18 protein-coding genes are annotated in these 16,960 nt (G+C 67.3%); 10 read left to right on the plus strand and 8 right to left on the minus strand.

All coding sequences use genetic code 11. The annotated features are described in order from the left end of the window. A partial coding sequence (locus FHG71_RS20965; protein WP_139083647.1) for a type I restriction endonuclease subunit R occupies positions 1–2,319 on the plus strand: 2,319 nt, incomplete at its 5' end. An 89-nt stretch (positions 2,320–2,408) separates the two neighbouring features. Here FHG71_RS20965 and FHG71_RS20970 read toward each other — a convergent pair. The 3 genes from FHG71_RS20970 to mobQ all read right to left on the minus strand — a co-directional run bounded on the left by FHG71_RS20970 (position 2,409) and on the right by mobQ (position 4,602). Next, positions 2,409–2,693, minus strand: coding sequence for a HigA family addiction module antitoxin (locus tag FHG71_RS20970; RefSeq protein WP_139083648.1), 285 nt, complete (start codon positions 2,691–2,693; stop codon positions 2,409–2,411). A 29-nt stretch (positions 2,694–2,722) separates the two neighbouring features. Further along, the gene (locus FHG71_RS20975) at positions 2,723–2,965 is read right to left on the minus strand and encodes a type II toxin-antitoxin system RelE/ParE family toxin (protein ID WP_425467381.1); all 243 of its coding nucleotides are present in this window, start codon (positions 2,963–2,965) and stop codon (positions 2,723–2,725) included. Between the two features lie 98 nt (positions 2,966–3,063). Then, positions 3,064–4,602 (minus strand): MobQ family relaxase, encoded by a 1,539-nt coding sequence (mobQ, locus tag FHG71_RS20980; RefSeq protein ID WP_218014195.1) that lies wholly within the window; start codon positions 4,600–4,602, stop codon positions 3,064–3,066. Between the two features lie 458 nt (positions 4,603–5,060). On the opposite strand from mobQ, the gene FHG71_RS20985 reads away from it, so the two are divergent. From FHG71_RS20985 to FHG71_RS21000, 4 genes are all read left to right on the plus strand, one after another. Then, positions 5,061–5,402 carry a mobilization protein gene (locus tag FHG71_RS20985; protein ID WP_246045551.1) on the plus strand — a complete coding sequence of 114 codons (342 nt, stop codon included), beginning with the start codon at positions 5,061–5,063 and terminating at the stop codon, positions 5,400–5,402. Positions 5,403–5,404: 2 nt separating this feature from the next. Further along, entirely contained in the window at positions 5,405–5,587 is a 183-nt protein-coding gene (locus FHG71_RS20990) for a hypothetical protein (protein WP_139083650.1), read from the plus strand. Next, the gene (locus FHG71_RS24625) at positions 5,565–6,245 is read left to right on the plus strand and encodes a hypothetical protein (RefSeq protein WP_139083651.1); all 681 of its coding nucleotides are present in this window, start codon (positions 5,565–5,567) and stop codon (positions 6,243–6,245) included. The genes FHG71_RS20990 and FHG71_RS24625 overlap by 23 nt, the downstream gene beginning before the upstream one ends. Before the next feature lie 68 nt (positions 6,246–6,313). Beyond that, on the plus strand, positions 6,314–6,844 hold the full coding sequence (locus FHG71_RS21000) for a hypothetical protein (RefSeq protein WP_139083652.1): 531 nt from the start codon (positions 6,314–6,316) through the stop codon (positions 6,842–6,844). A 388-nt stretch (positions 6,845–7,232) separates the two neighbouring features. Here FHG71_RS21000 and FHG71_RS21005 read toward each other — a convergent pair whose 3' ends face one another. The 3 genes from FHG71_RS21005 to FHG71_RS21015 all read right to left on the minus strand — a co-directional run bounded on the left by FHG71_RS21005 (position 7,233) and on the right by FHG71_RS21015 (position 10,320). Next, positions 7,233–7,988, minus strand: a complete 756-nt coding sequence (locus FHG71_RS21005; RefSeq protein WP_139083653.1) for a helix-turn-helix domain-containing protein — start codon at positions 7,986–7,988, stop codon at positions 7,233–7,235. A 547-nt stretch (positions 7,989–8,535) separates the two neighbouring features. Continuing rightward, positions 8,536–8,949: a hypothetical protein gene (locus FHG71_RS21010; protein ID WP_139083654.1), complete on the minus strand. Its 414-nt coding sequence runs from the start codon at positions 8,947–8,949 to the stop codon at positions 8,536–8,538. A gap of 378 nt (positions 8,950–9,327) precedes the next feature. Then, positions 9,328–10,320: a sensor histidine kinase gene (locus FHG71_RS21015; RefSeq protein WP_139083655.1), complete on the minus strand. Its 993-nt coding sequence runs from the start codon at positions 10,318–10,320 to the stop codon at positions 9,328–9,330. A 725-nt stretch (positions 10,321–11,045) separates the two neighbouring features. On the opposite strand from FHG71_RS21015, the gene FHG71_RS21020 reads away from it, so the two are divergent. Next, positions 11,046–11,267, plus strand: coding sequence for a ribosome modulation factor (locus FHG71_RS21020; protein WP_139083656.1), 222 nt, complete (start codon positions 11,046–11,048; stop codon positions 11,265–11,267). Between the two features lie 72 nt (positions 11,268–11,339). Here the strand turns inward: FHG71_RS21020 and FHG71_RS24440 are convergent, their stop codons facing one another. Then, positions 11,340–11,681: a WGR domain-containing protein gene (locus tag FHG71_RS24440; protein WP_246045552.1), complete on the minus strand. Its 342-nt coding sequence runs from the start codon at positions 11,679–11,681 to the stop codon at positions 11,340–11,342. Further along, entirely contained in the window at positions 11,678–12,235 is a 558-nt protein-coding gene (locus FHG71_RS21030) for a recombinase family protein (protein ID WP_281281989.1), read from the minus strand. The genes FHG71_RS24440 and FHG71_RS21030 overlap by 4 nt, the downstream gene beginning before the upstream one ends. 283 nt (positions 12,236–12,518) lie before the next feature. On the opposite strand from FHG71_RS21030, the gene FHG71_RS21035 reads away from it, so the two are divergent. The 4 genes from FHG71_RS21035 to FHG71_RS21050 all read left to right on the plus strand — a co-directional run. Beyond that, complete coding sequence (locus FHG71_RS21035) at positions 12,519–14,081, plus strand: class I SAM-dependent DNA methyltransferase (RefSeq protein WP_246045554.1); 1,563 nt, start codon at positions 12,519–12,521, stop codon at positions 14,079–14,081. Beyond that, on the plus strand, positions 14,071–15,390 hold the full coding sequence (locus tag FHG71_RS21040) for a restriction endonuclease subunit S (protein WP_139083659.1): 1,320 nt from the start codon (positions 14,071–14,073) through the stop codon (positions 15,388–15,390). Before FHG71_RS21035 ends, FHG71_RS21040 begins: the two co-directional genes overlap by 11 nt. Continuing rightward, entirely contained in the window at positions 15,390–16,079 is a 690-nt protein-coding gene (locus FHG71_RS21045; protein WP_139083660.1) for an abortive infection family protein, read from the plus strand. Before FHG71_RS21040 ends, FHG71_RS21045 begins: the two co-directional genes overlap by 1 nt. After that, the coding region (locus FHG71_RS21050; RefSeq protein WP_139083661.1) for a type I restriction endonuclease at positions 16,076–16,960 on the plus strand (885 nt) is incomplete at its 3' end. The genes FHG71_RS21045 and FHG71_RS21050, both read left to right, overlap by 4 nt.

The raw sequence follows: 16,960 nt of genomic DNA on the forward strand, positions 1-16,960 counted from the left end.
AAAAAGCTCGCGGGCTATCACCAGTTCCACGCCGTGCAGAAGGCGCTGGCCTCCACTGTCAAGGCGGCGCGACTGGACGGCCAGCGCCGAGGCGGGGTGATCTGGCATACCCAAGGGTCCGGCAAGTCGCTCACCATGCTGTTCTTCGCGCGCCAGCTCCAGCTCGCTCAGGCTCTCAGAAATCCCACCATCGTGGTGGTTACCGACCGCAACGACCTCGACGACCAGCTCTTCGGGACGTTCAGCGCGCATGGGTCTGCCCTGCGGATGCGCGCCACCCGAGCCGACAACGTTGAGGACATGCGCCGGCAACTCACCATCGATGTGGGCGGCCTTGTGTTCACCTCGATCCAGAAGTTCCGCGGTGGGGATGGCGAGCACCCCCTGCTGACGGACCGCAGCAATGTGGTAGTCATCGCTGACGAGGCGCACCGCACTCAGTACGGCTTCCGCAAGCACTTTGTGGTCGGCGAGGAGGAGGTCCGCGAGCAGGTGGGCTTCGCGGAGTACTTAAGGCAGGCCCTCCCCAATGCCACCTTCGTGGGCTTCACCGGAACGCCGATCGACACCAAGGACCGCAGCACCGTGGGCGTGTTCGGCGAGGTAATCGATACCTACGACATGACCCAGGCCGTTGCCGATAAAGCAACCGTGCCGATCCATTACACCGCCCGCCTAGCTCGCCTGCGGCTGAACCTCACTGCGGAGGAGCGCGAGGAACTGGACGCCTTGGCCGAGGAGCTGGCGGAAGGCGACGAGGCCACTGAGCGTAGCAAGAGCGACCTGACCCGCTTTGAGGAGGTTGTGGGCGCCCCCGACCGGCTAGCTCAGGTCGCGGCCGACATCGTCGAACACTTCGATCGCCGACGCGAGGGCCTCGCGGGTGGCAAGGGCATGATCGTCACGATCAGTCGGCGCGTGGCGGTGGAGCTGTACAACCGGATCGCCGAGCTGCGGCCCGGCTGGATTTCGGCCGACCCCCGCGACGATACGGCCGGCCTCCTGAAGGTTGTCATCACCGGCAACGGCAATGCCGATCCTGCGCCCCTCCAACCCCACCTGCGAACCAAGAGGCGTCTCGAAGACCTCGCGGACAGGTTCAAGGACCCCGCCTCCGGGTTCGACCTCGTCATCGTCCGCGATATGTGGCTGACGGGGTTCGACGCGCCCTCGCTCCACACGCTCTACGTAGACAAGCCCATGCGGGGGCACGGCCTCATGCAGGCTATCGCCCGCGTGAACCGCGTGTGGGGCGACAAGCCCGGCGGCCTTGTAGTCGATTACCTGGGCATTGGCGCCGAGCTCAGGGCGGCGCTGGCTCAGTACACGGCGAGGGATCGCGATCAGGTCAGGCTCGACCTGGACGAGGCTGTGCGACAGACCCTCCTGCACCTCGAGTCCGCTCTTGCCCTCTTGCAGAACTCGCCCTGGCAGGCGTTCTTTGGGGGCTCACCGGCTGAACGCCTAACGATCCTTAAGCAGTGCTTGGAGCACCTCCTAGCCGGCAACCTCAGAGAGAGCTTCGTAGACGCCGCGACCAAGCTAGAGGTGGCTTACGCGCTCAGTGCCGGCGACGAGCACGTGGCCGCTCGGCGGGACGAGATCGCGCTGGTAGCAGTAATCCGCGCCAACCTGGTGAAGTACACGGCCGGCTCGGGTCAAAGGCGCGACAGTGTAGAGCGGAACATCCGGCAGCTACTCTCTCGGGCGGTCATGGCCGACGGCATCCTGGACGTGTTCCAGTCGACTGGCCTAGAGCAGCCGGACCTCTCCATCCTGTCGGAGGAGTTCCTGGCCGAGGTCGGTCAGACCAGGGAGAAGAACCTCGCCGTCGAAACCCTGCGAAGACTTTTGGCCAACGAGATTAAGACGCGGTCACGGTCAAACATCATCGAGGCCAAAGGGCTCAGCGACCGACTCGACGAGACCTTGCGCCGCTATCACAACCGTGCCGTCGACAGCCTCCAAGTCATCGAGGAGCTGATTGCCCTCGCCAAGGACATCAGCGCTGCGAACCTGCGAAGCGCCGAACTGGGCCTGAGCAAGGAGGAGCTGGCCTTCTATGATGCTCTAGCTGAGAACGGCTCTGCTAAGGCTCTCATGGCACACGAGCAACTCCGCACGTTGGCGCAGCTTCTCGTGCAGACCATCCGCGGCTCGGCCAGCATCGACTGGACACGCAAGGAAAGCGTGCGGGCAAAGATGCGGATTGAGGTCCGCAAGCTCCTCATGCGCTATGGCTACCCGCCTGACCTTCAGAAAGCAGCCGTCGAACTGGTTATCAAGCAGGCGCAAACGCTGGCGGCTAACTGGGACTAAGCTTCAGGCATCTCGCCAGTGGGGTTCAACACGTTGCCGGTGTCGCGCATGACCTTGATCGGTCCCTCACCCACATCGGCCATCGTCAGCTAGGCCGCCCGCTTCGGCAGGTGCCGGATGGCGTCTCCCGCCTCGCGCTCGGCCTGCACGAGGTCCCACCGCGCCTGGAGGTTGAGCCAGAACTGCGGGTCCATTCCGAACCAATGTCCAAAACGCAGTGCGGTGTCGCCTGTGACGCCCCGCTTGCCCGCGATGATCTGGCTCACCCGGTTGGGGGGCACGTCGATCTGGCGCGCGAACTCCGTGGGCGTGATGCCCAGCTCGTCCAATTCGTCCTTCAGGACGGCCCCAGGATGAACGGCTCGCATGAACATGGCTGGCTCTCCTCTCCGGCCTTTCCTCGTCAGTGGTAGTCCACGATCTCGACCCCGCTCGGGCCTGCCTGCCCGTCCGGCCACTCGAAGCAGACGCGCCACTGGTCGTTGACGCGGATCGACCACTGCCCCGCCCGGTCCCCCTTGAGCGCTTCCAGCCGGTTGCTGGGCAGGGCCCGCAAGGCGTCGAGCGACGGCGCGGCGTTCAGGATCGCGAGCCGCTTGGCCGCCTGTGCCTCAATGCCGCCGAGCGCCTTCACGAACTCGCCCATAGCGAACCGCTCCGTCCTCTTGTCGCGGTAGCCCAGGATCATGGGTCACAGAGGTAGCCATATTGACGATATACGTCAATCGTCAAGGTGAATAGCACTCATAGACCATAGCTGATCCCGCGGTCCTTGTGCTTGAGCGCGTGCTCCTCCCGCTCGTCCCCATGCGCCTGCTCCTTGTGCGCTAGTCCCTCGCGCTCGTGGCCGATCCCCTCCCGCTCTACCGCCACCGGCCTAGCGCGGTCCAGCACGCCCCTGAGCTGCTCGCGGATGGCCTCGGCGCTACGCGCCCGGTGCCCCTCCTGGGCCTGCTCCGGCTCCCGCCCGTGCGCCGGCAGGCCCACCGCCGGCTCCTCGCGCTGCGCTGCCGGCTGCGCCCGGTCCCGCAGGGCCTCCAGCCGCTCGCGGATGGCCTCGGTGCCGAGGCTGCGCTCCTGGTGCTGTCGGTCCAGCCCGTGGGCTGACAAGCCTGCCGAGAGGCCCGCCACCCGCTCGTGCTGCGACCCGTCCTGAGCGTGGTGGGGCGCCTCGCGCGTGCGAAGGCGCTCCAGCCGCTCCTTAATGCTGTCTCGGCTGGCTTGGCGCTCGGCCCACGGGTCGCGGCCCTGTTCCTCGCCTGGCGCGGGCCCATGGGCGATGCCGTGGGTCGGACCGCGCTCCTGCCCCTGTCCGCGCTCCAGCCCGATCCCCTGCCGCTGGGCCGCAGCCCTGAGCGCCGCGAGCCCGGCCCTGATCCTGTCGGTGCCCTCCTCGCGGGCGTGCGCGTAGATCTCGCGCGCGAGCTGGGCCCGCTCGCGCACCTGCTCGCGCAGCTCGTCCCTGACCCGCCCCAGCTCCGCAAGGAGGCTCCTCGCCGCCCTAGCCTCATGCACCTGGGCGCCCCGCTCGGTGACGGGGATGTACTCGCGCCCCTCCCGCTCGGCCGCCCGCTGCTCGCGCCGCTCGATGGCGCTCACTACGGGCCCGAGCTTCACCTCGGGCGCCCGGTCCAGGTTGTCGGCCCGAGCCTCGTGGCTGAGGCTGCGCGCTTCGTCCCGCTGCACGGCCAGCGTGCGGTGGTCTACCCGCTCGGCGACGTGCGCCCGCTCCAGCGCTCGGTTCTGTAGCTCCGCCCACCTCTCCCGCATGTGCTCGACCTCCTGGCCGCCCGTCTGCTTGGCATCGAGCACGCGGGTCTTCTCCGCGAGGCCCTCCCGGGTGAGGCTGCGCGTGGTGGTGAGCACGTGGGCGTGCCAATTCCTTTGGTCTCCCTCCCGGTGCGGCGCGTGGATCGCCACGTCGGCCGCCACGCGGTAGCGCGCCACCAGCTCGCGGGCGAAGGCATGGGCCAGCTCGCGCCTGCCTGTCGCGTCCAGCTCGTGCGGCAGCGCCAGCTCCCACTCCCGCGCGGTGACGCTGTTCACCCGCGTCTCCCGCGCCTCGGCGGCGTTCCAGAGCGCCTGGCGGTCGTGGGCCCAAGTGGGGGCGTCCTCCGGGGCCACGATGAACGAGGCCTCCACGCCCGCCTTCGCGCGGTAGTCGTGCACCCTCCCCTCGCGCTGGCACTCGATGCGCTCGGCCTGGCGGTAGGCGATGGCGGCCGTCGCGGAGCGTCCCTCCGAGCGGCGCACCGACTTCACGCTGAGGTGGTAGCTCGCCATGGCCGCCTCACCCGCGCCCGCGCACGGCGGCGCACGAGGTGAGGGCGAGGCCAAGGGCCAGCGGCGCGGGAGCAGGCGCGCCAGCGCCGCCGCGGCACTCCGGGCAGGAGCCCGGCGGCGGGTGCGGGCGCGGCCCGCGGCGAGGCAGGAGCCTCGCCCTGAGCGCTCCGGCCCAGCGAGGCCCGGGGCGCCGGCGCGATCCAACGGCGCACGTTGGCCGGGGAGGGTTCGGGAGGGCGGGGAGCGCCTCCCGATCCATCGCGGTGCGATGGACAGGGGGACGCCGTCGGCGGGGGCAGCGCCCCGGGGAGACCGCACGGCAAACCCGCAGGGTTTGCGAAAGTGCGCCCTTCTCACTGTCGCTCGTCGGGCCCACGCACGACCTCCACGGGTTGTCTCAGGGATCAACCTAGGGGAGAGTGGAAGTCCGGGCTAGTGTCATCTGAGGAGAGTGCGCCATGGCCGAGACCGAGCTGGAACGCGCGGAGAAGCGCTACGCCCAAGCTAAGGCCAGGCTCCAAGCACTGAGGAACCGGGCTGCCACGGAAGCCAGGAAGCTCGACACCCGGCGCAAGGTCATCCTCGGAGGAGCGCTGGTCGATTTGGCCGGACGCGATGCGAGCGCGGCCGCCATGCTGGACCGGCTCGTGCGCAACCTCCCCCGCGAGCAGGACCGCCGCGCGTTCGTGGGGTGGTCGCCAGGGGACGCGCTGCCCGAGGATAGGGCTCAGGACGGCGCTGGCGCGGGAGCTGACCTGGGCTCGGCTGCGGCCTCTGCCCAACCTGGTCAGGGCGCCTGACCATGGCCGCCGTCGCCTCCGCGTTGCGCGCCCTCACCCGCTGGAGCACCCTCCTCGCCGCCGCCCCGGTCCGCGCCGTCTGGCTCCTGCGCGTGCAAGGCCAGCCCATGATCCTCGCCCAGAAGCTCCGCTACTTCGCCGATCCCGAGTTCGGAGGCCTCCATGCCGCCCCGCAAGGTCAGTGACCTCCTCGGCGCCGCCGGTACGTCCGCGCCGGCCAGCAGGGACGCAGACAGGTCCCCAAGCCGCGCCCTCGTCCCGACCGGGGCTCCTGGTGCTGCTGCTGCCGCTCCGCCGGACGGCACGGCCGCGCTCGCGGCCGAGCTGAACGACCTCACCCGCACCCTCGACGTGCTGGCCACCATCGTGGCCAGCGTCTCCGACCGCGTGGATGGCCAGACCGACGCCCTGGGCAAGCTCGCGGGCACCGCCGCCGAGACGCGCCAGGCCGCCTTCGCGGCCCGCGCCCAAGCCGACCCCGGCAAGCTCGCTGCCGAGGTCGGGCAGGCCCTCAACAAGGCCCTGCTGCCCCGCCTGGACGAACTGGCAGGCGCCGTCGCGCGCCTGAGCCACATGGACGAGCAGCGGAGCGCCACCGGCAGGCTCCAGGGCCAGGTGATGGACCTCGCGCGCGACCTCCGCCTCGCGCGCGAGCGCGCCGCTCTCTGGCGCGCGCGGCTCCCAGGGATCGGCCTCGCCGCCCTCCTCCTGGTGCTGGCTCTCCTGATCCTCATGCCGCGCGTCATAGCCTCTCACCCGATGGGGTGCCGCCTCATGGGCGGGGACTGGCGCGACTGGTCCACCTATGGAGATGGCACCTCCTGCCGGTTCGAGTGGCCATAGGTGGGGCTGCGTAAGTAGTGGGTGGGGTAAGTCCCAGATGAGCGACCTCTTCTTGTAGGGGGTTTCCTATGTTACCCTTTCTGAAACCCGGCAACTTCGACCGGAGGAAAGGGGCAGGTAAGGGCATGGGGTTTACCGCATCAGAGGCGGCCAAGGAGGTTGGCAAGAGCCTTCCGACGATCACCAAAGCCATACAATCTGGAAAGCTTTCCGCGAACGGCCCGAAAGGGGGACCCTACAGCATCGAACCTGCCGAGCTGTTCCGAGTATGGCCTAGGGTTGCCGGCAAGGTTGAAGAAACCCCCAAGGTTCGACCCGAGGAAACCCCAGGAAACTCTACCCCCTTAACGGGTGAAGTTGACCTTTTGCAGGAGAAGCTTCGGTCGGCTCAGGCTCTGAACGAGCGGCTCTCAGATGAGGTGAGCGATCTGCGCGCCCGCCTCGATGCGGAGGCCGAGGAGCGGCGGCGTCTCACGGCTCTCCTGACTTACCAGCCCGAGAAGCCGACGCCAGCTCCGGTCTCCGAGCCCGCTCCTCAGGCCCAAGCTCGGCCTCCCCAGCGCTCCTGGTGGCAGCGCCTAAGAGGCGTCGAAGCCTAAAAGGCTCTGGCTCACCCGGAACAGGGGCTGTCGATCCCTGCTCCCGAATCCACCGTCTTGCCTGCGGGGATAGCCTCCGCCCTTCCTCCCGCAAGGGGTGGGTCCTCGCCATGCTCGCCTCGTCGCCGGCCCGCTGCGCACTGCTTCGCTCCAGCTCCTGCGGCTGCGCGTGGCTGCGGTCCCGGGCCGCGAATCGCGCCCCGCCCTTGCGGGCACAAGGGCTCCGGCTTCGGACCCCGCGCGACGGCGGCTCCGGGAACAGGGATCGGGTGGCGCGCCCTGCGAGGGACGCGCGTTCCTGCCTCTCTGTATCGTCTCTGCCGCCGTCTGGGCTCTATCTAAGGTTTTAGCTTGGGGTTCTCCCTGCCTGGCGGACTCGCACTCCTTCTCAAGAGAAAGCTGGTCTGCCGCGCTCCTCGCCTCGGTCGGCCTGGGCGCCGCGAGCCGCTCGGGCCTTGGCCTCGACGGCCCGCCCCAGCTCCCCCAGCACCCGCGCCAGCCGGTCGTCCTCGACCTCCGCCAAGGGCAGCTCGGAGAGGGGCAGGGCGGCCTTGTGCTCCCGGAGCCAGGCCGCGCGGTCCTCCCGCTCCTGCGCCACGTCGTCGGGCAGGGGCGGGGACGAGGACAGCCAGTGCCCCAGGAGCTGCGCCGCCCGCGCGGGCAGGCTCAGCCGGTAGGCGTTGCTCACCTGGCGCACGCGGGGCCCGGGCGCGTCCTCCAGCACCTCGACCTTCTCGTGCCGCCTGAGCCAGTCCAGGAAGCCGTGCTCGCGCAAGGCTGCGAGCGCCCGCACCACGGCGTCCTTGGACCGCCGGAGCTTGCCCATGAGGTACAGGATCGAGGGCTCCAGCCGCCCGCTCCTGTAGCTCACCAGGTTGGCCAAGAGCTCCAGCACCTCCAGGCCCACGTGCCCCAAGGGGCCACGCCGGCGCCCGGCCTGCCGGCCGGCCAGCTCGTAGCGCTTGGCGGCGAGCACCACGCGGCGCACCTCGGGCCGCGCCACCGGGCGCCACCATGCGCCTTCGCACGTGCCCACCAGGCGCGAGCCGCGGCGCACGGGGTCGCGCGCGCGGCCTCGGCGGCCGGCGCCTGCGGCGCGCCCGCCTGGGCCTCCGTCCAGGACGGCCCCGATCTCTCTCATCATCTCTGTCTGTCCCTCTGTTGGCTGTGGAAAGCCGACAGGGGCGGGGCCTCCAGGACAGGAGCCGTGGCCCTAGCACGCACTTGTGCGCGGGCAAGGCTCCGCCATGGCAAGAAACCTCTTGCGATAGGGCGGTGCGACGTGGGAAGCTTGGGGTGTCAAGTCACAAGCTTTCCTGGCGTCTCCGCCGGATATGAGGCCCGCCCCTGGCGGGTCTTCGTATTTTCGGGCTTGCTGCTCCCCTAGGTTACGCCTCGCGCCGCTCCGTGAGTCCGGGCGGCCTTCCGGCCACAGTGCCGGAGCGGGAACAGGCAGGCAACTTGTTTCAGGGTTGCGGGGACGGGGCAGGGGTCTCGGCCGCCGACGCGGAGGGCCGGTCAAGCCTTCCCGCAGGCCCCCGCAGGGGGCAGAGGACAAGGCTTGACGGGACCGCAGTGGTCCACCCTCTCGCCTGTCCCTTTCGATGCCAGAGCATCGGAAGGGACTGCCCAGCGGCGAGCGCTCCTTCTCTGCATGTCCTCAGCGGACGCCTTGCGAGACCGACAGCGCTCTACCGAGACTCCCGCCCCTCATACCAATCCTGAATGGTGGCGCAGAGGACGCCGATGAAGTGGTCCCTGAACAGGACGTCGTCGGCTCCCTCCGGGATGAACTCGACCATCTCCAGCGCCTCATCATCACTCATGCGCCAGCGCCCGAGCACTTCCCCGTCCCGGGTAACGACATCGCCCTCTGACTCCCTTGGATAGCCGACGAGGTTGACAGGGAAGCGATAAGGGTCGTCCTCGATCCGATCGATCGCCGCGCTGGCGGCCGTGAACGCCTCTTGGCGTGACGGAGCCACCCCGTTCGCCCGGTCCTTGCCGTAGCCTCGAACCAACCAGGTCACGCCGCCGGCGTCCGAGGTCCGTGGGGCCTCGCCCAGATGCACCTCAAAGCCCCGATGTTCGCGATAGAAGCGCATGGCCCGGCCCGTGATCAAGTTCGGCATCCCTCCCGTCATACAAGAGAGGCTCGGCACCGGCCATCGCACTGCCTATCGGCAGAGGCAGTCTGGCGGCCAGCGTCCTAGCGGACGCCTTGCATGCTAATACGCAGGTCGCCTTCGCTTTATTTAAGATTAATGAACATCACGAGAGTCGTCTTGGTGACGCAGCGCCTTTATCACGAGCACGGAGGCCGCCGAGGGCTCCCGCCGGTTCGGATAGAGGTGGTATCCCGGCCGGAGTCGGCACCAGTCGGTGAGAACGGGCATGAGCAGGTCCTGCCGAGTGTCGGCGTTCCTAAATCCTCAGGCAGGTAGGCGAGCCCGAGCCTGTCCAAGCCATCGACGCTTGCCCATTCAGGCCGCGAACTCGATGCGCGTTGCCATGCCCTTGGTGGGTGGTGTCGATACCTCACCGCCAAGTTGCGCGGCGAGGCCCTGCACGATCTTGAGGCCGAGACCCGTCGCACTCGGCGCTGCGGCGGGCAGCCCTGGCCCGTCGTCAGCCACCATCAGCGCCACGCGATCGCTTGTGATGCGCTTCAGATCGAGCGTGATCGTGCCGCCCTCGCGGCCCTTGAAGGCGTGCTTCAGCGAGTTGGTTATCACCTCGTTGACGATGAGCGACAACGCGGTCAGCCGCGTCAGGTCGAGCCGCATCTCGTCAGCGTCGATAAGACAAACGATCCCCTTGGCGCCACTCGCCTCGACGAGGTCGGCGCACAAGCCACGTAGATAATCACCTATCGGCTGCTCCAGCGATACCGGGTCGTGGAGCTTGCGGTGGAGCCGCGCCATCACCTGCAAGCGGTGTGCGGCATCGTCGAACACCGCGGATGCGCACGCTGGGTCCGCGGCCACCGTGCGCTTCTGGAGCATGAGCAATGAGGCGACAAACGCCATGTTGTTCGCCACGCGGTGCTGCAGCTCCTCAAAGAGTGTGCGGTGCTGCTCGGCGAGCTTGGCGCTCTTCGCCCGTTCCGTCTCCAGCCGATCGGCAGCGCGCACCATCGCATCGATCACCGCGACATCGACCCCGACGATGAACACGTAAAAGGCAAGCGCGATTGCGGTGTTCTGGGTCATCCCGAAGGAACCAAACGGCGGGATGAACCAGTACCACGCGGCCAAGCCCGACAGCAGCGCGCAGACGATCCCAGGCCCTGTGCCGGCGAGAAAGGTCGTCAGGATCACGGCCGGAAAGAAGGTCAGGTATGGAAAGCCGGGTGGCAAGTTGCTGTCGAGCGCAAAGCGCAGCGCAAGTGCCAAGCCGAATGCAGCCAGTCCAAAGGCGTAGCCGAGCCAGGAGCTGCGCCGGAGGGCCGAACCGTCTGAAAGGTACTTCTTCAACTCGCCGCCTTCCGACCTCCTGCGGTCTTATGTGCAGAGCCGATCACAGGAGCAAGCGCAGTCGCGCTTTGTCCCGGGGCGAGTAAATGCCTGCGTCACGAACTGTCGATGAGCCGCAAGCCTTGGTTCACTCTCAGGCAATTAGATGGCCTAAGTTGTGCACCATTCGTGAGTGAAGCGCGGCAGGCCGGACCTCGAGAGATCAGCGGCCTAGCCTGTGCGCAAGTCATGTGCACGGGTGAGCCGTTCCGTCCTAGCTTGGGGGGCCGTCGCTCCAAGCTGTGGCCCCAGACTCGGCTATGGCATGCCGCTTGAAGGTCCAGGATCAGGTTGGGGACCTGTACCGACTCGGCCCTAGCTGCTCCTGCCTGAACGGACCAGCCTCGCCTAGCGAGCCTGCGCCTTTGCCCACCTCCGCACCGCGGCCAGCCAGCCGGCGACACCTAGAGACGGGTGAAAGAGCAGCTCTCCAATTTGCAGGGCGGGGTTGGAGCTCGAGGGGGTCGGGGGATCATAGGACAAGAGGTCCATGTTACTTCCATACATGCTCAGGCCCCGGTGCGCCGAGCCTAGCGCCGCCTCCTTGCCCCTGCCAAGCCCGATTGGGAGCGCGCCCAGTCGGCATCACTCGGCCCTCCCCGTGGGCCGCCTTGAGGGGCTCCTGGAACCCCCTCCCGCTCCGGCCGGTTCTCGTGGCAGGGCCGCTGGCCTGAGGAAACGCTCCCATGGCGCACGACACACTCCTGGACGCCTGGTGCAAGGGCTACGCCGCCGCCCGTGACGGCCAGCCCGCGTCGGCCAGCCCCTACGCCGACGGCGACCCGCTCGCCTCCGCTTGGGGCCGGGGCTGGGCCAAGGCGCTGGCGCAAGCCGAGCTGCACTGGACCTATGGCGCAACGCAGCCGGCGCTTCGCACCCCGGGTCGGGTTCTCCAGCAGGGAGGCTAGGGCTCGGCGGCTCTCCCAGGAGTCTGGACTGGGCCTTGGCCGGGCTGCTCTCGGGGCCGCTGCTTTTGGCTCTCAGGCCCGGTAGCCCCGCCGGCGCTTGGCCCGGAGCAGGCTGCCAAGGGCGCGCTCTGCGTCCGGTACGCCGTCGTACCAGTCGGTGCGCCGCTGCCCTGGGGTGCCAATCCGCCCCCAGTGGCGCACGACCCCGCACTCGCCCCACAGGCTCCGGGCCAGTGCCACGCTGTAGAAGCGGCGCATGTTGCAGGCCGGGTCCACGCGGGTCAGGAGCACGGGTGCGGGGTCCTCCTCGGTCCTGAACGGGGCGGAAGCAGGGTGGGGCCGCGGGACAGTCTCCCTCGCCTCCTGAGCGGCGATCCAGTCGAGGAGGTCGAGCTGCTCGGGCTCACGGCTCACCCCACCGGCTCCCCGTCGGCGCAGAGCCGCGCGATGGTGGCGTGGTGGACGTTGAAGCTCCGGGCGATGCTCGACAGGCTCTCGCCCTGGTCCCTGCGCTCCCGCGCCTCCCGCTGCTGGTGGGGGGTGAGCTTGTAGGGCCGGCCCATCTTCCGCCCCTCCTTCTTGGCCCTGGCGCGTCCCTCGCCCGTCCTGGCGCGGATCAGCTCGCGCTCGAACTCCGCGAGGCCCGCGAGCACCGTGAGCATGAGCCGGCCGTGCGGCGTGGTGGTGTCGGCCCAAGGGTCGGCCAGCGAGCGGAACATGGCGCCCCTCTCCGCGAGCGAGCCCAGCACGTTCAGGAGGTCCCGCGTGCTCCGCGCCAGCCGATCAAGCCTGGTCACCAGCACCACGTCGCCGGGCTCCACCTCCTTGAGGAGCTTGGCGAGCTGCGCCCGGTCCTGCTTCGCTCCCGATGCCGTCTCGCGGAACACGGGACGAGCCCCCGCTGCGTGGAGCTGCTCCACCTGCGGCGCGAGCGTCTGGCCGTCCGTGGACACCCTCGCGTAACCCAAGAGCCGGCCGCTCGGAACGGTGCCATGGGCGAGGGCAACGGGGGCTTGCGGCGGGGTGACTTTCGCGCGGGACATACGCGCGACGTAACCCCTTATGGCACTTGGGTCCAGCCAGCGGTCACAAACTCACGAATTTTGCAGACTCTGCCGTCCACGTATGGAGGATTGCCAGCACCTCTGCTAGCGGGGCATCTTTCCCAGAAAATCCTCTTGACTGGAGGAGACAACAATCGGGGGGGCGCGGAGCATGGCAAGTGGGCGTAAGGCTGGAAGCAGCGGGGTCGTGAAGGCCACGAAGGCGAAGCCTTCCATCGAGACAACGCTCTGGGCCGCCGCCGACAAGCTCCGCGGCAACATGGACGCAGCCGAGTACAAGCACGTCGCGCTCGGCCTTATTTTCCTCAAGTACATCTCTGACCGCTTCGACGAGCGCCAGGAGCAGGCCGAGGCCGACCCTGAGGAAAGGCAACTCATCGAGGACCCCGAGGTCCTTCGCGACCTCTTCATCGGGGACAACGTATTCTGGGTCCCCGAGTCCGCTCGCTGGGGGTTCCTCAAGGCCAGGGCGACGAGTGAGAAGCCGACCATCGGCGCCCTCATCGACATGGCAATGCTCCACCTGGAAATCGAGAACCCGAGCCTCAAGGGCGTCCTGACCAAGAACTACGCCCGTCCGGAGTTGGACCAAAGCAAGCTCGGCGAGGTCGTCAACCTCTTTTCCAACCTCACCTTCAAGGATGCCCACCACGGGCAGGACGTGCTGGGACGCGTCTACGAGTACTTCCTGGGCCAGTTTGCCATCGCTGAGGGCAAGCGCGGTGGGCAGTTCTACACGGCCGGCTGCGTGGTGCGCCTGCTCGTCGAGATGCTCCAGCCCTTCAAGGGCCGGGTCTATGACCCCTGCTGCGGGTCGGGCGGCATGTTCGTGCAGTCCGAACGGTTCGTGGAGGCACACAACGGCCGGCGCAACGACGTGTCGATCTTTGGGCAGGAGAGCAACGCGACGACGTGGCGCCTCGCCAAGATGAACCTCGCCATTCGGGGCATCGAGGCGAACCTCGGGCCCAAGTGGGCGGACACCTTCCACGAGGACCTCCACCCCGGCCTCAAGGCCGACTTCGTTCTCGCCAACCCGCCCTTCAACGACAGCGACTGGTCGAGCAAGACGGTGCTGGAGGGCAAGCGATGGGCCTACGGCGTCCCTCCGGCGGGCAACGCCAACTTTGCCTGGGTGCAGCACTTCATCCACCACCTCGCGCCTCATGGCACAGCAGGCTTCGTCCTGGCCAACGGGTCACTATCTAGCCAGCAGTCGGGTGAGGGAGATATCCGCCGCCGGATCGTCGAGGCGGACCTCGTCGACTGCATCGTCAGCCTGCCAGGGCAGCTTTTCTCCACCACGCAGATCCCGGTCTGCCTTTGGTTCCTGTCGCGCGACAAGTCGAACGGCCTCGTGCGCGACGTAAAGCTGCGCGACCGGCGGGGCGAGACGCTGTTCATCGACGCGCGGACCTTGGGCTCGATGGAGACCCGGACGCTGAAGGTGCTGACCGAAGCGGACATCGCAAAGGTCGCGGACACCTACCATAACTGGCGAGAGACCGGCGGACGCTATGCCGACGAGGCGGGCTTCTGCGCGAGCGTGACGACGAAGGATATCACGGCGCAGGATTTCGTGCTGACGCCGGGGCGCTACGTCGGCACGGCCGAGGCCGAGGCGGAGGAGGAACCGTTCGCCGAGCGCATGGCGCGGCTCACGGCCGAGCTGCGTGGGCAGATGGAAGAGGGAGCAAGGGTCGACGAGCGGATCAGGGCCGCGCTGGCGGGGGTCGGGCATGGGTGGTGAGTGGCCAGAAGTCACGTTAGGCGCCTACACTCTCAAGATTGGAAGCGGCGCCACCCCACGAGGTGGGGCCGATTCCTACTTGGCTGAAGGACCTTTTGCACTCATTCGGAGTCAGAACGTCCTCGACTTCCAGTTCAAGCACGGCGGACTTGCATTCATTGACGAAGAACAAGCGCGACTTCTCGACGGAGTAACGGTCAAGGATAAAGACATACTCGTCAACATTACGGGAGATTCCGTCGCGCGCGTGTGCATGGTGGATGCTGCCGTTCTGCCGGCGCGCGTGAACCAACATGTCGCCATCGTAAGGGCTGACCCTAAACACTTCGAGCAGAGGTTCCTATTCTACGCGCTTGTAGCGCCCGCCACTAAACAGCTCATGCTTTCGATCGCAGCTTCCGGTGCCACGCGTAACGCACTGACGAAGAGCGATCTTGAACGTCTACGAGTGCCGAAACCTTCGATGGGGTCGCAAAAGGCTGTGGCCGAACTCCTCGGCGCCCTCGACGACAAGATCGAGCTGAACCGGCGCACAGCGGGGACGCTGGAGTCGATGGCGCGGGCGCTGTTCAGGAGCTGGTTCGTGGACTTTGACCCAGTGCGAGCCAAGGCCGAAGGACGGTCCACGGGCTTACCTGACGATCTCGCGGCGCTGTTCCCAAATATCTTTGGCGGAGATGCGGTGCCAGACGGCTGGTCCGTTGAACCTGTCTTGCCCAACTTGGCCGAGTTTGTGACACGCGGCTTGTCGCCCGCTTATGCGGACGAAGGCATATTGGTCGTGAACCAAAAGTGCATTCGAGAGTCGCAGATCGACTTCAGCAAGGCTCGCAGGCACGATCCTAAGATCAAGTCGGTCTCCGAGTCGAAAGCACTTGCGATAGGAGATATTCTCATCAACAGCACTGGGGTCGGAACACTAGGGCGCGTTGCTCAGGTCACCTCCTTGCCAGAGCCAGCAACGGCTGACAGCCATGTAACCATCGTCAGACCGAAGGCCTCGGTCGTGAGTGCCAACTATCTGGGTCTGGCTATTATGGACTTAGAGAATGCGATCGAGGCCTTGGCTCAGGGATCGACTGGACAAACCGAGTTGCCTCGGGAGAGTGTAGGTCGAATGCGTATCTTGGTGCCGAGTGTTGAGGTCGGGGCGGCATTCGATAGGGCTGTGACACCTCTTCGTCAAAGAGCCGACCAAGCGAGGCAGCAAGCGTCTACCCTGGCCGCCCTCCGCGATACCCTCCTCCCCAAGCTCATTTCCGGCGAGCTGCGCATCGCTGATGCCACCGCCGAGGTTACGGCCGCCTGATGCCTTTCGTGTTCCAGATGCTGCGCGCGTTGATCGAGAATCATCCCGACCGCGCCGAGAGACTCAGGACGCATGTCGACGCCTTGGAGGTCACGATCAACGACGAGCCCTCGCGCTGCTTGGAGCGCGTCCGGGCGTTGTTCGAGGCGACTCAGTTAACGATTGCTCCCCAGCTTGGCGTCACGCTCAAGGATGCGGGCGACCTCGCGGCGCGCAACAAGCAGTTGCTGGAAGCCCTGGACTTCAAGCTGGCAGGCCACCCCGAAGCGGAGAGGATCGACCGGTCGATCAAGAAGCTGATCGGCAGCATCAACGGTACGATCGGTGCCTTAGGCGAGCTCAGCAACGTTCCGGGCCTCAGGCACGGCGGGTCGCTGGACTGGGCGATGCTCGAAGGACGGCACGCCGTCATGCTCGGCGGACTTTGTGACACGCTGATCGCCTTCCTCTTCGACGCTGCCTGGAGTCGGCCTGTGACGACAGCAGCCGACTCCGATCCAGACCTCTACCCCGACTACGCGGCGTTCAACGGCTACCTCGATGATGAGCATGAAGTCGTTGTGGCGGGCTCGACGCTGTCCGCCAGCCGAGCTTTGTACCTGCTGGACCGCACGCAGTACGACATGGCTCGTGTGGAGTGGGAGGCGGAGCAGATGCTGGACCAAGACAACGAGGACGAGGCTGCGTGACGTTCCCGAATGCGCCTGCGCCGGCTCCAACCGGCTTCAAGGAGGAGGCCGTCGAGCTGGCCGCCCTTTCTTGGTTCGAGCTGGCCGGCTGGCGCACGGTCCCGGGCGACCATCTCGCCCCCGATGGCCCTATGGGCGCCCGCACGAGCTACAAGCAAGCTATTCTGGAGCCCGAGCTGCGCAGCGCGCTGGCGACCCTTAACCCCGACGCCACCGCAGACATGATCGACGAGGCCGTTCGGAAGGTGCTGGCCACACCCACCCAGGACGTCGTCGAGAACAACCGCGCCTTCCACCCCTTCCTTGTGACGGGTGTCCCGGTCGAGGTGGTGAGCGACGGCGAGACCCGCACAGTCGCCGTCCACCTCATCGACCGTGCCGACCCAAAGGCCAACCGGCTCCTCGTCGCCAACCAGTTCATCGTCCAAGGTCCCGATGACCGCGACGTGATCCGCGCCGACGTGGTCGTCTTCGTCAACGGCCTCCCTCTCGCGCTTCTGGAGTTGAAGAGCCCAGCCGATGCCCAAGCCACCCTGGAACGGGCGCACACACAGGTGGGCAACTACCGCACCAAGGTGCCGGAGCTGCTGCGGCTCAACCAGATCGTCGTCATCAGCGATGGCATCGAAGCCCGCATTGGCTCCCTGACGGCAGGGCTCGACCGCTTCGCCCCCTGGCGCACCATTGACGGCTCGACCGTCGACGACACGGGTCGTCCCGAGTTGGAGGTAGTGATCCGGGGCGCGTTCGCCCCCGATCGCTTCCTCGACCTCATCACCGACTACGTGGCGTTCGAGGTCATCGACGGCGTCGTAAAGTCGAAAAAGCTCGCGGGCTATCACCAGTTCCACGCCGTGCAGAAGGCGCTGGCCTCCACTGTC

Origin of the sequence: Rubellimicrobium roseum, assembly GCF_006152145.1 — a bacterium.
In the GTDB taxonomy this organism is placed as follows: domain Bacteria; phylum Pseudomonadota; class Alphaproteobacteria; order Rhodobacterales; family Rhodobacteraceae; genus Rubellimicrobium; species Rubellimicrobium roseum.

What these genes read in the sequence shown, in the direction of transcription:
- FHG71_RS21000 (WP_139083652.1), top strand. Translation starts at nt 6,314, where the DNA reads ATGTTACCCTTTCTGAAACCCGGCAACTTCGACCGGAGGAAAGGGGCA.
- FHG71_RS21005 (WP_139083653.1), bottom strand. Translation starts at nt 7,988, where the DNA reads ATGATGAGAGAGATCGGGGCCGTCCTGGACGGAGGCCCAGGCGGGCGC.
- FHG71_RS20975 (WP_425467381.1), bottom strand. Translation starts at nt 2,965, where the DNA reads ATGGGCGAGTTCGTGAAGGCGCTCGGCGGCATTGAGGCACAGGCGGCC.
- FHG71_RS21045 (WP_139083660.1), top strand. Translation starts at nt 15,390, where the DNA reads ATGCCTTTCGTGTTCCAGATGCTGCGCGCGTTGATCGAGAATCATCCC.
- FHG71_RS24625 (WP_139083651.1), top strand. Translation starts at nt 5,565, where the DNA reads ATGCCGCCCCGCAAGGTCAGTGACCTCCTCGGCGCCGCCGGTACGTCC.
- FHG71_RS20990 (WP_139083650.1), top strand. Translation starts at nt 5,405, where the DNA reads ATGGCCGCCGTCGCCTCCGCGTTGCGCGCCCTCACCCGCTGGAGCACC.
- FHG71_RS20985 (WP_246045551.1), top strand. Translation starts at nt 5,061, where the DNA reads ATGGCCGAGACCGAGCTGGAACGCGCGGAGAAGCGCTACGCCCAAGCT.
- FHG71_RS21020 (WP_139083656.1), top strand. Translation starts at nt 11,046, where the DNA reads ATGGCGCACGACACACTCCTGGACGCCTGGTGCAAGGGCTACGCCGCC.
- FHG71_RS21010 (WP_139083654.1), bottom strand. Translation starts at nt 8,949, where the DNA reads ATGCGCTTCTATCGCGAACATCGGGGCTTTGAGGTGCATCTGGGCGAG.
- FHG71_RS20970 (WP_139083648.1), bottom strand. Translation starts at nt 2,693, where the DNA reads ATGTTCATGCGAGCCGTTCATCCTGGGGCCGTCCTGAAGGACGAATTG.
- FHG71_RS21040 (WP_139083659.1), top strand. Translation starts at nt 14,071, where the DNA reads ATGGGTGGTGAGTGGCCAGAAGTCACGTTAGGCGCCTACACTCTCAAG.
- mobQ (WP_218014195.1), bottom strand. Translation starts at nt 4,602, where the DNA reads ATGGCGAGCTACCACCTCAGCGTGAAGTCGGTGCGCCGCTCGGAGGGA.